The sequence below is a fragment of the Burkholderia sp. 572 genome, from assembly GCF_040545135.1.
In the GTDB taxonomy this organism is placed as follows: domain Bacteria; phylum Pseudomonadota; class Gammaproteobacteria; order Burkholderiales; family Burkholderiaceae; genus Burkholderia; species Burkholderia cepacia.
Genome location: NZ_JBEPLH010000001.1, coordinates 414,602 through 430,518, shown reverse-complemented (window position 1 = coordinate 430,518; position 15,917 = coordinate 414,602). Strand labels below are relative to the sequence as shown.

Here is a 15,917-nt window from a genome sequence, read left to right as displayed (position 1 = left end):
CCCATCGTTCGCTCGTTCAGGAGCCCTGCCGTGTCCAGTCCGATTTCGTCCCGACACCTCGAGCCGCCCGCCGCGCCGCCGGAACCGTCGAACCCTCGCGCGCCCGCCGCGGTTGCCGCGGTTGCATCACCCGCGCGCCGCCCGTCGCCCGCCGTGCGGCGGCAACGGCGCGCCGCGTGGCTGTTTCTCGCGCCGGCCTGCGCGATGGTTGCCGTCTATGTGATCTGGCCGATCCTGTCGACGCTGTGGCTGAGCCTGTACAACTGGGACGGGATGACCGAGCGCACGTTCGTCGGTCTCGCGAACTATGCGGAGCTGCTGCAAGCGCCGACGTTCTACACGGCGCTGCGCAACAACGTGATCTGGCTCGCGCTCTTCATGCTCGCGCCGCCGCTCGGCCTCGCGCTCGCGCTGTACCTGAACCAGGCGGTCGCCGGCATCCGGCTCGTGAAGTCGCTGTTCTTCGCGCCGTTCGTGCTGTCGGGTGTGGTCGTCGGCCTGATCTTCTCGTGGTTCTACGATCCGACGTTCGGGCTGCTCGCGCTGATCGCCGGACACGGCATCCCGGTGCTCGGCGACGCGCGCTACGCGACGTTCGGCATCGTGTTCGCCGCGCTGTGGCCGCAAACCGCGTACTGCATGATCCTGTACCTCACCGGCCTCACGTCGCTCAATCCGGAACAGATCGAAGCCGCACGCATGGAAGGCGCGCGCGGCTTCGCGCTGCTGTGGCACGTGGTGCTGCCGCAACTGCGGCCGACCACCTTCATGGCGATCGTCGTCACGGTGATCGGTGCGCTGCGCAGCTTCGACCTGATCTCGGTGATGACGAGCGGCGGCCCGTTCGAGAGCTCGACCGTGCTTGCGTATTACATGTACGACCAGGCAATCAAGTACTACCGGCTCGGCTATTCCGCGTCGATCGCGGTCGTGCTGTTCGCGATCATGCTCGTCTACATCGTGTTCCAGTTGCGCCGCCTGCTGCGCAACGAGCAGTGACCTGACCTTCCGGGGATGCCTTCATCATGTTTCCGACACCCGTTGCCCAATGGAAGCCGGTATCGCGCCGGCTGTACAAGCTGTCGCTGCCCGTCGCGCTCGTGATCTGGCTGCTGCCGATGATCGCGGTGTTCGTCACGTCGGTGCGCTCGACCGAGGAACTCGTCGAAGGCCACTACTGGGGCTGGCCGCGGCACTTCTCGATGATCGAGAACTATCGCGATGCGCTGACCACGTCGCCGATGCTGCATTACTTCTGGAACAGCGTGCAGATCACCGTGCCGTCCGTGCTTGGCTCGATCGCGCTCGCGGCGATGGCGGGCTTTGCGCTTGCGACCTACAAGTTTCGCGGGAGCACGGCGCTGTTCGGCACGTTCGTCGCGGGTAATTTCGTGCCGGTTCAGGTGCTGATGATTCCGGTGCGGGATTTGTCGCTGCGGCTCGGTGTGTTCAATACGGTCGAGGCGCTGATCCTGTTTCATGTCGCGTTCCAGACGGGGTTCTGCACGCTGTTCCTGCGCAACTTCATCAAGCAGTTGCCGTTCGAGCTGATCGAGGCGGCGCGGATCGAAGGGGCGGGGGAATGGACGGTGTTCTGGCGGATCGTGTTGCCGTTGATCCGGCCGGCGCTGGCTGCGCTGGCGATTCTTGTATTTACGTTCGTGTGGAATGACTACTTCTGGGCGCTGTGTCTCACGCAAGGGGATGAGGCTGCGCCGATCACGGCAGGGGTTGCCGCGTTGAAGGGGCAATGGACGACGTCGTGGAACCTCGTGTCGGCCGGGTCGATCCTGGCGGCGTTGCCGTCCGTCGCGATGTTCTTCGCGATGCAGAAGCATTTTGTGGCGGGGCTGACGTTCGGGGCGACCAAAGGCTGAACGCGCGCAGCCCTGCGTATTCGTATCTCCCCCCTCCGCATCGAGAGGTTGCCCGCTTCGGCGGGCTTTTTTGCACCTTTGGACTTCAGAGGAAAGCGATTGATGGACTAGATGTGGGCAGACCGACATTGATTCTGTACGCCCTGCTGGCGTGCCTCACGATACAGACTGCTTCCGGCGCCGGCCACGATTCTGCCGTAAATCTAACTCACTCAATCGCCCTTGCACGAAATAGTGAATTTCACATTTAAATCGATATGAGCTGAAAAATTGAGCCACTTCCTTATGCAACTCTTGAGCCCATGAGACGCGGCCTTTTTCCGAATCAAAAAAATCCCGCCTTATTCGAAAGTTCCGCTGAGGATGAAATGTATTATTTCTAAATTCCCTAAGAGCATCACGATGTTGCTTCTCCAATTTCACAACAACGTCATGTTGCCCAACGATCTCCTTGAATTCCTCCGGACGATCCTCTTGGAGCAGCCGACGGATTCCCAGCGTCGAAAACCCTTCACAAGCAACACGAAGGAAACCAAGCCAAGTCGACAAGTAAATTCCCGCATCTATTTTTTCATTTATACCTAGGTGATCGTATTTTTTTAGCTTATCCAGAATTTTTTCATAGTTTTTCTTCATCAGATCAGCCGCCTGAAACTGATGTGCGTGGAGCACAAGAATTGGATCTTTTGCTTTTAGAGGGAGACTATCCCCCGGCTTTCTTCCATCGACGTCGATAGCGTATACTGACTCCTCACCAGCAACAAAGCGCTGACCACTCAGGGACTGAATCAATATTCCAACAGACGTCAAAAAATTCACATACTCATCCAATTCATTCGCAGTATTAAACCCATAGCCCCTCAAATTCACCCCAGCAAATTTGGCTAACCGCCACGCATCAAATCCATCAATCTCGCCATTTTCGCCAAAATCAAAATCCACCGATTTTTCAGGAAGGCGCACATCACAACCCACACCATGCTTGTAATAATAACCCCCACCCTCCAATTCACCACCCATTGGGATTTCCATATAAACCCAATCGTACGATGAATCCGGCATTTCAATACCCGATCGCTGCATCACGACAAGAGCCTCTGAAATCGCTTTTTTATATTCAACAATCAACCGCTTAAAGCCATCAGACATGCAATTTCTATCATTGCGCGCAACAATCGAATTCAATATCCACCCCGATAATAGTAATATTATGGATTTTCATTATAGGTGAATCTCTGGTGACACAAGATCAACTGCCGAACGGAGGGTCGCGAAACGCAATCTCAGTTGGGCGGCCAAAGAACTTTCGTGCCTTCACAGCGTTCACTTGTGTGGACGAAATCTCCGCTCGCGCCGGCCCTGAAACTGACCGTTGGGGGAGTATGTACAAAGAGGTAGACTGCGCCCGCAAGCGAGATGGAATTTAAGAGAGCCGCTTCAAGCATCGAGTTTCGCAAGACGCTCACTGTGCGTCCGCCACTACACTACACACTACCCGCCCCTTTTTCCCTCAACCGCGCATCCACCGCCCCAATATTCTTCTCATGCGACACGAGCATCTGCGTGAGCGCATGATGCATATCCGGCTGCGCAAGCGTCGGCAACAACGCCTGCAGCTTCCGCACGACCCACCGCTGGCCACGATTCAGGAACGCGAGCCGCTCCGCCAGATCGTCGATCGCCATCGCCTTTTCATGGAGCGCCCCGGTGGCATGCGTCGGCGTCGCACCAAGCGAGCGAATCGCTTCGACCAGCACCGCACACCCGTGCGCCTCATCCTGCCGAATACCAGCCACGAGCCGATGAAGTTCGGGATCGTCGATTTCCGTCGCCGTCTCCGACGCCACCCGCGCGCCGGCACGCTCGGCCTCCAGCAATTCGTTCAGCAACGCGAGCAGCGCATCGCGCTGCGCATCGGCGGGATCGTCCGCCGCTTTGGCGGGGCGGGTGTCGTGCCCGTCATCGTGGGTCCGGTTCGACATGCGATGTGCTCCGTTTCGGAAAGCGTGGCGCACCGGTTCGTCCGGCGTGGTTCCGTCAGGCACGGCGCACGCGACAGCGTCACGCATCACGGCAAACGACAGGAGGCCACACGAAGAATGGCTCACAGTCTGACATAGCCATGTGACACGTGTTGCCAGACGACCCGCCGCGCGTGATGCGCGTCAAGACACGCCGCAACGCGCAGCCGGGATCACGTCCACCCTTCAAGCCGCAACGTCGACCGCACGAGCCGCTGCTCCTCCTGCTCGATCTCCCTCAGATATTCGACGCACTGGCGGATATGCTCGCTCGCCGCCTTGCGCGCCTGCTCGGGCAGCCGCCCGGTCACCGCGTTATAGAGCCGCGCATGCTGGCGATCGATCTGCTTCTTCAACGGCTCGCGGTGATAGAGGTTGTTCACCGACGCAAACACCGAGCTCAGCAGCAGATCCGTCAGCGACTGCAACGTATTCACGAGCACCGGGTTATGCGACGCCTCGCAAATCGCGAGATGAAACGCGTGATCGAGCTTCGCGCGCGCGGCCGGGTCGAGATCCTGCGCATCGGCCGCGGTCATCTCGTCGTAGCGACGCTTGATCAGGATGAAATCGGCAGACGTTCCGCGCAGCGCCGCCAGTCGCGCGGCCTCCGTCTCGAGCATCCCGCGCACTTCGAACAGGTCGTACAGCGTGCGCGGCTGCGAGCCGAGCAGGTGCATCATCGGCGAGACTTCGCGCTGCGGGGTCAGGCTCGCGACGAACGAGCCCTTGCCGTGCGTCGTCTCGATGATTCCGCGCGCACGCAGCAACTTCATCCCTTCGCGCACGGCCGTGCGCGACACGCCGAGCTTCTCGGTCAGCCGCCGTTCGGACGGCAACGCCTGCCCGGCCTTCAGCACGCCGTCGACGATCAATTGCTCGATCCGCTCGGCGACGACATCGGCGACATTGCGCGCCGGCGCTTGTCGATCCTGCATTTCCATACTGGTATGACCACTTTGGACGGATGTCGCCGATTTTCTCATAAACCCTTGTCATGATTGGCTTTTAAGTCAAGATCCACCCCGGCTTCACGGCACGCCTCGAAAAACTGGTATGACCACGTCTGCGACGTATGGACACGCACCGGCCGGCCGCCAAGAATGCCGTCCATCCGGCGCGTCGCGCATCCCGCGGCCGCCCGCACGGTGAAGAGAGTGGAGACGGAGACACACGATGAGTTTCACCTACGACGAACGGATCGACGGCCCGCTGGCGACCGTCGGCCGCGACACACTCGTCGCCGCACTGCACGCGGCGGCGCCCGGCCTCGACGTGCTGCACGAGCGCGAAGCGCTCAAGCCGTTCGAATGCGACGGCCTCGCCGCCTATCGCACGGTACCGCTCGCGGTCGTGCTGCCCGACACGGTCGAGCAGGTGCGCGCGGTGCTGCGCGTCGCCGCCGCGCTCGGCGTGCCGGTGGTCGCGCGCGGCGCGGGAACCGGGCTGTCGGGCGGCGCGATGCCGCTCGAAAAGGGCCTCCTGCTCGTGATGGCGAAGTTCAACCGGATTCTCGACATCGACCCCGATGCCGGCGTCGCGCGCGTGCAGCCCGGCGTGCGCAACCTCGCGATCTCGCAGGCAGCCGCACCGCACGGCCTCTACTACGCGCCCGATCCGTCGTCGCAGATCGCGTGCTCGATCGGCGGCAACGTCGCCGAAAACGCGGGCGGCGTGCACTGCCTGAAATACGGGCTCACGGTGCACAACATCCTGAAGGTCGAGATCCTGACGATCGACGGCGATACGCTCACGCTCGGCACCGACGCGCTCGACGCCCCCGGCTTCGACCTGCTCGCATTGTTCACCGGCTCGGAAGGGATGCTCGGCATCGTCACCGAAGTGACCGTGAAGCTGCTGCCGAAGCCGCCGAGCGTGAAGGTGCTGATGGCGAGCTTCGACGACGTCGCCGAAGCCGGTGCCGCCGTCGCGCGGATCATCGGCGCGGGCGTGATCCCCGGCGGCCTCGAGATGATGGACAACCTCGCGATCCGCGCGGCCGAGGATTTCATCCACGCGGGCTATCCGGTCGACGCACAGGCGATCCTGCTGTGCGAACTCGACGGCTCGCCCGCCGACGTCGACGAAGATGCCGAACGCGTCGCCACGCTGCTGCGCGATGCCGGCGCATCGGAGATCCGCGTCGCGCGCGACGAGGCGGAGCGCCAACGCTTCTGGGCCGGTCGCAAGAACGCGTTCCCCGCGGTCGGCCGCATGTCGCCCGACTACTACTGCATGGACGGCACGATCCCGCGCCGCGAGCTGCCGCGCGTTCTCGAAGGAATCGCCGCGCTGTCCGCCGAATACGGGCTGCCGGTCGCGAACGTGTTCCACGCGGGCGACGGCAACATGCACCCGCTGATCCTGTTCGACGCGAACCGCCCCGGCGAACTCGACCGCGCGGAAGCGCTGGGTGGAAAGATCCTCGAGCTGTGCGTCGCGGCGGGCGGCAGCATCACCGGCGAGCACGGCGTCGGGCGCGAGAAGATCAACCAGATGTGCGTGCAGTTCAACGCCGACGAAATCACGTTCTTCCACGCGGTGAAGGCCGCGTTCGATCCGCAGGGCCTGCTCAATCCCGGCAAGAACATCCCGACGCTGCACCGCTGCGCCGAATTCGGCGCGATGCACGTCCATCACGGCAAGCTGCCGTTTCCCGAACTGGAGCGTTTCTGATGCGACGCGAAATCGAATCGATCGACGACAGCGCGGCACTCGTCGCCCAGGTCGACGCGGCGATCCACGACCGCCAGCCGCTGCACATTCGCGGCGCCGGCACCAAGACGTTCCTCGGGCGCCCAGTCGAAGGCCGCACGCTCGACGTGCGCACGCATCGCGGCGTCGTGTCCTATGACCCGACCGAACTCGTCGTCACCGCGCGCGCGGGCACGCCGCTCGCCGACCTCGAAGCGATGCTCGATTCGGCCGGCCAGATGCTGCCGTGCGAGCCGCCGTCGTTCGGCGGCGCGGCCACGGTCGGCGGCATGGTCGCGGCGGCGCTGTCGGGCCCGCGCCGCCCGTGGGCCGGCGCGGTACGCGACTTCGTGCTCGGCTGCCGCGTGATCACCGGCCACGCGAAACACCTGCGCTTCGGCGGCGAGGTGATGAAGAACGTCGCGGGCTACGACGTGTCGCGGTTGCTCGCGGGCAGCTTCGGCTGTCTCGGCGTCGTGACCGAGGTGTCGCTGAAGGTGCTGCCGAAGCCCCGTGCGACGTGCGATCTCGCGTTGCCGCTCGCGGTGGACGAAGCCGTGCAGCGCGTCGCCGCATGGCGGCGCGCGGGGCTGCCGCTCGCGGGCGCCTGCCACGCGGACGGCGTGCTGCGCGTGCGGATCGAAGGCGGCGAGGGCTCGGTGAAGGCCGCGCGCGACACGATCGGCGGCGACTGCATGGACGACCATGACGATGCGTTCTGGGCACGGCTGCGCGACCTTGCGCTGCCGTTCTTCGACGACCCGCGCCCGCTGTGGCGCGTGTCGGTGCCGGCCGCCGCGCCGCTCGACGCCCTGCCCGGCGCGCTGCTGGCCGATTGGGGCGGCGCACAGCGCTGGCTGAAGAGCGACGCCGCACCGGCCGACGTGCAGCGCCTCGCCGCGCAATGGGGCGGGCACGCGACCTGCTTCACGCCGGGCACGACGCGCGAGCCGTTCCAGCCGCTGCCGCCCGCGCTGCTGCGCGTGCACCGCCAGCTCAAGGCACAGCTCGACCCGCACGCGATTTTCAACCCCGGCCGCCTGTACGCCGATTTCTGACGCAAACCCGATCCCGACCCGCCGATGCAAACCAATCTCAGCGAAGCAAGCAAGGCCCTCGCCCGGGCCGACGAAGCGGAAGCGATCCTGCGCGCGTGCGTGCACTGCGGCTTCTGCAATGCGACCTGCCCGACCTACCAGGTGCTCGGCAACGAGCTCGACGGGCCGCGCGGGCGCATCTACCTGATCAAGCAGCTGCTCGAAGGCGAGCCGTGCGGCGAACGCACGCAGCGGCATCTCGACCGCTGCCTGACGTGCCGCAACTGCGAGACGACCTGCCCGTCCGGCGTGCGCTATCACACGCTGCTCGACATCGGCCGCGCGGAAGCCGAAAAGCGTGCGCAGCGGCCCGCGCGCGAGCGCCTGCTGCGCGCGGGGCTGCGGCACGTCGTGCCGCGCCCGGCGACGTTCGCCGCGTTGCTGAAGGCCGGCCGCGCGCTGCGCCCGCTGCTGCCGGGCACGCTGCGGGACAAGATCCCGGCCGCCGTGCCCGCGGCCGCGCCGCGCCCGCCCGTGCGCCACGCGCGGCGCGTGCTGATGCTCGAGGGCTGCGTGCAGCCGTCGCTGTCGCCGAACACCAATGCGGCCGCCGCGCGCGTGCTCGACCGGCTCGGCATCAGCGTGAGCCCGGCGCGCGAGGCCGGCTGCTGCGGCGCGACCGAATATCACCTGAACGCGCAGGATGCCGGCCTCGCCCGCGCACGCCGCAACATTGACGCATGGTGGCCCGCGATCGAGGCGGGCGCGGAAGCGATCGTGCTGACGGCAAGCGGCTGCGGCGCGTTCGTGAAGGAATACGGCGACCTGCTGCGCTCCGACCCCGTCTACGCGGAGAAAGCGCGGCGCGTCAGCGCGCTCGCGCGCGACCTCGCGGAAGTGATCGCGGCCGAGCCGCTCGACGCGCTGGCCGAGTCGACGCCGCGCCGCGTCGCGGTTCACTGCCCGTGCACGCTGCAGCACGCGCAACGGCTCGGCGGCGCGGTGGAAAACATCCTGACGCGGCTCGGCTTCGATCTGACGAATGTCGCCGACGGCCATCTGTGCTGCGGCTCGGCCGGCACGTATTCGCTGACGCAGCCCGAACTCGCGACGACGCTGCGCGACAACAAGCTCGATGCGCTCGAAGCCGCGCGGCCGGACCTGATTGTCACGGCCAACGTCGGCTGCCAGACTCACCTGAACGGCGCGGGCCGCACGCCGGTGCGCCACTGGATCGAGCTCGTCGACAACCGACTCGTCAACTGACCTGATTCCGGAGGATCTCCATGCAGACGAAACCCGAACTCGAACTGGCCGATGCCGACCGCATGCTCGCCGCCGCCCGTGCGGAAGCGGAACGCCACGGCTGGGCCGTGTCGATCGCCGTCGTCGACGACGGCGGCCACCTGCTCGCGTTTGCACGCCTGGACGGCGCATCGCCGGCCAGCGCCTGTATCGCGCAGGACAAGGCGCGCGCGGCGGCGCTCGGCCGGCGCGAGACGAAGGCGTATGAGGATATGATCAACGGCGGCCGCACCGCGTTTCTCAGCGCGCCGCTGACGGGGTTGCTCGAAGGCGGCGTGCCGGTCACGGTCGGCGGCCGGATCGCGGGCGCGATCGGCGTGTCTGGCGTAAAGTCCGAACAGGACGCGCAGATTGCCCGCGCCGGCACACAAAGCGTCGCGGTATGACCAGCCAAGCCGCGCGCGATTTTTCCCCGGGAGGATTAACGATGATCGACCAAGCAGGACTGCAAGTCGCGCCAGCGCTTAGCCAGTTCATTGAAAACGAAGCGTTGCCGGGCACCGGCATCGACAAGGCCGCGTTCTGGAGCGGTTTCTCGGCCCTGGTGCACGACCTGGCGCCGCGCAACCGCGAGCTGCTCGCGGAACGCGACCGCCTGCAGCAGGAACTCGACACCTGGCACCGCGCGCACCCCGGCCCGGTGCGCGACCACGCCGCGTATCGCGCATTCCTCGAACAAATCGGCTACCTCGTGCCGGTCCCGTCGAACGTCGCGGCAGCCACCGCGAACGTCGACAGCGAGATCGCGACGCAGGCCGGCCCGCAGCTCGTCGTGCCGCTGTCGAACGCGCGTTATGCGCTGAACGCCGCGAACGCCCGCTGGGGCAGCCTGTACGACGCGCTGTACGGCACCGACGCACTGCCTGAAGACGGCGGCGCCGAACGCACCACGGCCTACAACCCGACGCGCGGCCAGCGCGTGATCGACTACGCGCGCAACGTGCTCGACAACGCGGCGCCGCTCGCGAGCGGCTCGCACCGCGACGCGCTGCGCTACCGCGTGCAGGACGGCCAGCTCGCCGTCGAAACCGCCAAGGGGATCGTGGGCCTCGCGCAGCCGGCGCAGTTCGTCGGCTACCAGGGCGCGGCCGACGCGCCGTCCGCGATCCTGCTGAAGCACAACGGCCTGCACCTCGAGATCCAGATCGACGCATCGACGCCGATCGGCCGCGCCGATCTCGCGAACGTGAAGGACGTCGTGCTCGAAGCCGCGGTCAGCACGATCATCGACTGCGAGGATTCGGTCGCGGCGGTGGACGCCGACGACAAGGTCCAGCTCTACCGCAACTGGCTCGGCCTGATGCAGGGCACGCTGGTCGAGGAAGTCGCGAAGGGCGGCAAGACCTTCACGCGCCGCCTGAACGCCGACCGCGAGTACACGACGCCCGACGGCGGCACGCTGTCGCTGCACGGCCGCTCGCTGCTGTTCGTGCGCAACGTCGGCCACCTGATGACCAACGGCGCGGTGCTCGACCGCGACGGCAACGAGATTCCGGAAGGGATCCTCGACGGCGTCGTCACGGTGCTGTGCTCGCTGCACGACCTGAAGGCGAAGCGCAACTCGCGCACCGGCTCGATCTACATCGTGAAGCCGAAGATGCACGGCCCGGTCGAAGTCGCATTCGCCGATACGCTGTTCGCACGCATCGAGGATCTGTACAACCTCCCGCGCAACACGCTGAAGATGGGCATCATGGACGAGGAGCGCCGCACCAGCGTGAACCTCGCCGCATGTATCGCCGCCGCCGCCGCGCGCGTCGCGTTCATCAACACCGGCTTCCTCGACCGCACCGGCGACGAGATGCACACCGCGATGGAAGCGGGCCCGATGATCCGCAAGGGCGACATGAAATCGTCGGCGTGGATCCAGTCGTACGAGCGGAACAACGTGCTCGCGGGCCTGTCGGCCGGCCTGCGCGGCCGCGCGCAGATCGGCAAGGGCATGTGGGCGATGCCCGACCTGATGCACGCGATGCTCGAGCAGAAGATCGCGCATCCGCGCGCCGGCGCGAACACCGCGTGGGTGCCGTCGCCGACCGCCGCGACGCTGCACGCGCTGCATTATCACCTCGTCGACGTGCAGGCCGTCCAGCAGGAACTCGAGAAGACGCCGTACGCGAGCGAACGCGACACGCTGCTCGAAGGGCTGCTGACCGTGCCGGTCGTCGAGCGCGCCGCGTGGAGCGAAGCCGAGATCCTGAGCGAAGTCGAGAACAACGCGCAGGGCATCCTCGGCTACGTCGTGCGCTGGGTCGAACAGGGCGTCGGCTGCTCGAAGGTGCCGGACATCCACGACGTCGGCCTGATGGAAGACCGCGCGACGCTGCGCATTTCGAGCCAGCACATCGCGAACTGGCTGCGCCACGGCGTGATCACCGAGGCATTCGTGCTCGACGTGTTCAAGCGGATGGCGCGCGTCGTCGACCAGCAGAACGCCGGCGACCCGAACTATCGCCCGATGGCGCCCGGCTACGACCAGTCGACCGCGTTCAAGGCCGCGTGCGCGCTCGCGCTGCAGGGCACGTCGCAGCCGAGCGGTTATACCGAGCCGCTGCTGCACCGGTTCCGGCTCGCGTTCAAGGCGCAACAGCACGGCGGATAAGCACGGCCGTGCCGCGGGTTTCCGGCGTGCCGGAAGCCCGTACGCCGGCAGCCCGTACGCCGGGCTTCACGAAACGGGCGGCCGCAACGGCCGCCCGTTTTCATTTTCGCGTTCGCCCGGCTGCTGAAACGAATAATCGGCGCATATCGACGCCTTCATTTTTTTTGCTCGCCTGCCGTTAACCCGATGGAATCGGCGGCCGCGCGCCGCGGTTTCGCCGCTCATGCCGTACAGCCTTGCGCTGGAACGCTTTGCCGGATATTCGCAAGCCCGGGAATTCACTGAAATTTGATCCGGATCAACGGCCCGCAACATTTTCCGCGCGCGCGAACGCGCGCGTTATACTCCGTTGAATTCGCACTGCCCGATTCCTCGGATCGTTGAATCGGCGTAGATGTCACCAGTAAATGCTCGATTTACCGGTATATCTGGCCGCGATTCCCGGTAATCAGTGTCCATTTTCTCGCCGGCCGGCAGGAAGGCGTCGAATGGACGCGTGGCGGATCGCCGCCGCCACGTCATACGAACAATCGCATCGGCCCGCCGCCCGGCGGCAATGCCCATCGATCCACGGACCATGGCAGAAACCGATTACGCAGTGCCCAGCGAATCCGGCCTGACGAGCCGTGTCGCCGCACATCTGCGCCGGTTCCTGCTGCCGCACCTGATCTTCTATACCGGGCTGCTGATCGCGCTGCTCCTGCTGTCCCTGTGCGGGATCGTGCTGTACGAAGGCCGCATCGACGCGCGCGACCGCTCGATCTCGATGCAGCAGAATCTCGCGCTGATGGCGTCGTGGGACATCGAGCGCAACATCGAGATCTATTCACTGTCGCTGCAGGCCGTCGTCGAAGGCGAGAACGACCCGGATGTCGTCAAGCTGCCGATGCCGCTGCGCCGCCAGGTGCTGTTCGACCGTGCGACGACGGCCAAGTACCTCGGCGGCATCTATGTGCTCGACGCGAAGGGCGACATCGCGGTCGACGGCAAGAGCGACGTGCCGCGCAAGGCCAACTTCGGCAACGAGCCGTACTTCACGATGCACCGCGACCACCCCGACGTCGGCCTGTACGTCAGCCCCCCGTATCATTCGCGCTTGCGCGGCGGCTCGCCGAGCATCGCGCTCAGCCGGCGGATCACGGGGCCCGACGGCTCGTTCGGCGGCGTCGCCGTGATGTCGATCCGGCTCGAATATTTCCAGAACCTGTTCTCGCGGCTGTCGCTCGGCGATCGCGGCTCGATCGCGCTGATCAACACCGACGGCAAGATGGTCGCGCGCGAGCCGTACGACCCGAAGATCGTCGGCCGCGACATCAGCCACGCCAGCACGTTCCGGCGGTTCATGACCGCCAACGAAGGCAGCTTCGCCGATACCGCGTCGATCGACGGCGTGCGCCGCCTGTACGTGTTCCGGCATCTCGAGCACCTGCCGCTCATCATCATGGTCGCGCGCTCGGAAGCGGATACCTACGCCGCGTGGTACGACCGTGCGATTCCGATCGGCTCGGCGATGGTTGCGCTCGCGATCGGCTTCGTCGGCCTGTCGCTGCTGCTCGACGTGCAGCTGCGCAAGCGCCACCGCGCGGAAACCGAACTGCAGGCGCTCGCGCGCACCGACGGCCTCACGGGCCTCGACAACCGCCGCATGCTCGACGTCACGCTCGCACGCGAATGGCGCCGGGCCGCGCGCTCGCAGCACGCGCTGTCGCTGCTGTTCATCGACGTCGACTACTTCAAGCGCTACAACGACACCCAAGGGCACCAGGCCGGCGACGACGCGCTCGCCGCGGTCGGCCACTGCATCGCCGGCTGCCTGCGCCGCCCGGCCGATTACGCGGCGCGCTACGGCGGCGAGGAGTTCGTCGTCGTGCTGCCCGACGTCGATACGGACGGCGCGGCGTCGATCGCCGAGACGATCCGCACCGGCATCCTCGATCTCGGCATCCGTCACGACGCCGGGGCAACCGGCCGCCTGACGGTGAGCATCGGCGTGACGACGAGCTATCCGGAACACGACGACGACATGCAGGCCGCGCTGAAGCTGGCCGACGACGCGCTGTATCGCGCGAAGGAAGGCGGGCGCAACCGCATCGTCGTGCACGCGGCCCCCTCCGGCGGCCTCGCGGCGCGGCGGGCCTGAACGGGCCGCCGCCGGGCGACGGCAGGGCGGCTGGCCGGCCACTGCCGCCGCCCGCGCGCAAAATCGCCGACAATGTCGCCTCGACACGCCGCCGCGCGGCTGCCTGGCCCGGCCGGCCCGCGCCGGTGCGCGGCCGCTTCGCACCACCATGAGACTCAAGGCAAAGATCTTCCTTCTGGCCATCGTGCCGTTCCTGCTCGCGATCGCCGGCATCGGTTTCGGCGTGCGCCAGCAGGCGACGTCCCTCGCGCGCACGCAGCACGCGACGATCCAGGCCGCGTACATGTCGAGCAAGGAGGTCGAGCTCAAGCACTACGTCGAGCTCGCGACGAGCGCGATCATGCCGCTCTACGACGCGAGCGGCCGCAACGCGCGCGACGACGCGCTGCTGCGTACGCAGGCGCTCGCGATGCTGCAGAAGATGGATTTCGGCCCGGACGGTTACTTCTTCGTGTACGACCTGCACGGCAATTCCCTGATGCATCCGCGCGAGCCCGAGCGTGTCGGCCACAACTACTGGTCGATGCGCGACCCGCAGGGCGCGCTGACGATCCAGAAGCTGATCGGCGCGGCGTCGAGCGGCGGCGGCTATGTGCGCTACGCGTGGCAGCGGCCGTCGACGGGCCGCGTCGCGCCGAAGCTGGGCTACGTCATCGCGCTCGAACGCTGGGGCTGGATGGTCGGCACCGGCATCTATCTCGACGATGTCGACACCGCGCTGCAGCGCATCGACGCGCGCGCGTCCGCGAACATCGAGCGCACGATGAGCTGGCTCACCGCGATCGCGCTCACGGGTGCCGCCGCGATCGCCGTGTGCGCGCTGGTGCTGAACGTCAGCGAGTCGCGCAGCGCCGACGCGAAGCTCAAGCTGCTTGCGCAGCGCGTCGTCGAATCGCAGGAGCAGGAGCGGGCGCGGCTGTCACGCGAGCTGCATGACGGGATCAGCCAGATGATGGTATCGGCGAAGCTGATGCTCGAATCCGCGCTCGCGCGCTTCGAACGCGGCACCGCGCGCATGCCCGAGGCCGAGCAGGCGCTGACATCGGGTGTCGTGCGGCTCGGCGACACGCTGCGTGAAGTGCGGCGCATCTCGCATGCGCTGCGCCCCGCGATGCTCGACGATCTCGGCCTCGCGGCGGCGCTCGAGCAGCTGGTGCGCGAGCTCGGCGCCGAAAGCGGCATCGACATCGGTTACACGCAGGTCGCGCACAGCGGCGCCCGGCCGCTGCCCGCGGCGGTCAACACCGCGCTGTTCCGGATCGCGCAGGAAGCGTTGAGCAACATCGTGCATCATGCGCGGGCGTCGCGCGCGGCCGTCACGCTCGACGTCGGCGCGCAATCCGTCACGCTGACCATCGCCGACAACGGCTGCGGCTTCGACGCCGAACGCTCGCAGGCCGACGTGCGCCACGGCATCGGCCTGCGCAACATGCGCGAGCGCCTCGACGCGCTCGGCGGCACGCTGACGATCACGTCGCAGGTCGGCCACACGATCGTCGCCGCGCGCGTGCCGCTGCCCGGCGCCGCGTCATGACGCGCCCCATCACAGGAGACCTTTCACGCATGAGCGCCCCCGACACCGCCCGGCCCGTCGCCCGACTGCTGCTCGTCGACGATCACCCGCTCGTGCGCGACGGCTTGCGGATGCGGCTCGAAGCGGCCGACCTGTCCGTGGTCGGCGAAGCCGGCAACGCCGACGAGGCGCTCGCGCTCGCCGCGTCGCTCGAACCCGATCTCGCGCTGATGGACATCGGCATGAACGGCATGAACGGCATCACGCTCGCGGGCGTGTTTCACGAACGCTTTCCGGGCATCCGCGTGCTGATGCTGTCGATGCACGACAACGTCGAATACGTGACGCAGGCCGTGCGTGCCGGCGCGAGCGGCTACCTGCTGAAGGATTCGCCCGCGAGCGAGATCGTGCGCGCGATCGGCACGGTGCTGGCGGGCCAGACGTTCTTCAGCGAAGGGCTCGCCGCGCGGATGATCCACGCGAGCACGACCGCGTCGCCGCTCGACCGGCTCACGCCGCGCGAACGCGACATCCTCGACGCGCTGGCTGAAGGGCTGTCGAGCAAGCAGATCGCGCAGCAGACAGGGCTGTCGGTGCGCACGGTCGAGACGCACCGGCTCAACCTGAAGCGCAAGCTGGAGATCGAGGGGCAGGCCGAGCTGATCAAGTTCGCGGTCGAGCATCGGCGAAGGTAGGTCGGCGCCGCGATCTGCTGCAAAAGGCTCGGC

Annotated in this window: 13 protein-coding genes and 1 pseudogene; 10 read left to right on the top strand and 4 right to left on the bottom strand. The window is 66.4% G+C overall.

Translation table 11 applies throughout. The features are described 5' to 3' along the window. Window positions 1-30: 30 nt before the first annotated feature. Both ABIC51_RS02000 and ABIC51_RS01995 read left to right on the top strand, forming a co-directional pair. Window positions 31-999 (top strand): carbohydrate ABC transporter permease, encoded by a 969-nt coding sequence (locus ABIC51_RS02000; protein ID WP_136470104.1) that lies wholly within the window; start codon window positions 31-33, stop codon window positions 997-999. A gap of 26 nt (window positions 1,000-1,025) precedes the next feature. Continuing rightward, the gene (locus ABIC51_RS01995) at window positions 1,026-1,877 is read left to right on the top strand and encodes a carbohydrate ABC transporter permease (RefSeq protein ID WP_027790229.1); all 852 of its coding nucleotides are present in this window, start codon (window positions 1,026-1,028) and stop codon (window positions 1,875-1,877) included. 156 nt (window positions 1,878-2,033) lie between these two features. On the opposite strand, the gene ABIC51_RS01990 is transcribed toward ABIC51_RS01995, so the two are convergent. The 3 genes and pseudogenes from ABIC51_RS01990 to glcC all read right to left on the bottom strand — a co-directional run bounded on the left by ABIC51_RS01990 (window position 2,034) and on the right by glcC (window position 4,842). Then, on the bottom strand, window positions 2,034-3,026 hold the full coding sequence (locus ABIC51_RS01990; protein WP_155706074.1) for a DUF6896 domain-containing protein: 993 nt from the start codon (window positions 3,024-3,026) through the stop codon (window positions 2,034-2,036). Window positions 3,027-3,361: 335 nt separating this feature from the next. Further along, a pseudogene (locus ABIC51_RS01985) lies at window positions 3,362-3,799 on the bottom strand (DUF6306 domain-containing protein); the annotation flags it as partial. A 272-nt stretch (window positions 3,800-4,071) separates the two neighbouring features. After that, the gene (gene glcC / locus ABIC51_RS01980; RefSeq protein ID WP_027790226.1) at window positions 4,072-4,842 is read right to left on the bottom strand and encodes a transcriptional regulator GlcC; all 771 of its coding nucleotides are present in this window, start codon (window positions 4,840-4,842) and stop codon (window positions 4,072-4,074) included. Window positions 4,843-5,074: 232 nt separating this feature from the next. On the opposite strand from glcC, the gene glcD reads away from it, so the two are divergent. The 5 genes from glcD to ABIC51_RS01955 are packed head-to-tail and all read left to right on the top strand — an operon-like array spanning window position 5,075 to window position 11,536. Continuing rightward, the gene (glcD, locus tag ABIC51_RS01975; protein WP_060174084.1) at window positions 5,075-6,574 is read left to right on the top strand and encodes a glycolate oxidase subunit GlcD; all 1,500 of its coding nucleotides are present in this window, start codon (window positions 5,075-5,077) and stop codon (window positions 6,572-6,574) included. Beyond that, complete coding sequence (gene glcE, locus ABIC51_RS01970; RefSeq protein WP_027790224.1) at window positions 6,574-7,650, top strand: glycolate oxidase subunit GlcE; 1,077 nt, start codon at window positions 6,574-6,576, stop codon at window positions 7,648-7,650. Before glcD ends, glcE begins: the two co-directional genes overlap by 1 nt. Before the next feature lie 24 nt (window positions 7,651-7,674). Next, window positions 7,675-8,895: a glycolate oxidase subunit GlcF gene (glcF, locus tag ABIC51_RS01965; protein ID WP_059688124.1), complete on the top strand. Its 1,221-nt coding sequence runs from the start codon at window positions 7,675-7,677 to the stop codon at window positions 8,893-8,895. A 20-nt stretch (window positions 8,896-8,915) separates the two neighbouring features. Further along, window positions 8,916-9,320, top strand: a complete 405-nt coding sequence (locus tag ABIC51_RS01960) for a GlcG/HbpS family heme-binding protein (RefSeq protein ID WP_027790222.1) — start codon at window positions 8,916-8,918, stop codon at window positions 9,318-9,320. A gap of 41 nt (window positions 9,321-9,361) precedes the next feature. Further along, complete coding sequence (locus ABIC51_RS01955) at window positions 9,362-11,536, top strand: malate synthase G (RefSeq protein WP_060174088.1); 2,175 nt, start codon at window positions 9,362-9,364, stop codon at window positions 11,534-11,536. 66 nt (window positions 11,537-11,602) lie between these two features. Here the strand turns inward: ABIC51_RS01955 and ABIC51_RS01950 are convergent, their stop codons facing one another. Continuing rightward, window positions 11,603-11,761 (bottom strand): hypothetical protein, encoded by a 159-nt coding sequence (locus tag ABIC51_RS01950; RefSeq protein ID WP_168799533.1) that lies wholly within the window; start codon window positions 11,759-11,761, stop codon window positions 11,603-11,605. Between the two features lie 352 nt (window positions 11,762-12,113). Between ABIC51_RS01950 and ABIC51_RS01945 the strand changes: the two genes are divergently transcribed. The 3 genes from ABIC51_RS01945 (at window position 12,114) to ABIC51_RS01935 (ending at window position 15,884) form a co-directional block, all read left to right on the top strand. Then, window positions 12,114-13,676, top strand: a complete 1,563-nt coding sequence (locus tag ABIC51_RS01945) for a sensor domain-containing diguanylate cyclase (RefSeq protein ID WP_119339095.1) — start codon at window positions 12,114-12,116, stop codon at window positions 13,674-13,676. Window positions 13,677-13,824: 148 nt separating this feature from the next. Beyond that, window positions 13,825-15,210: a cache domain-containing protein gene (locus ABIC51_RS01940; protein ID WP_027790219.1), complete on the top strand. Its 1,386-nt coding sequence runs from the start codon at window positions 13,825-13,827 to the stop codon at window positions 15,208-15,210. Window positions 15,211-15,239: 29 nt separating this feature from the next. Next, complete coding sequence (locus tag ABIC51_RS01935) at window positions 15,240-15,884, top strand: response regulator (protein ID WP_027790218.1); 645 nt, start codon at window positions 15,240-15,242, stop codon at window positions 15,882-15,884. Window positions 15,885-15,917: the final 33 nt, after the last annotated feature.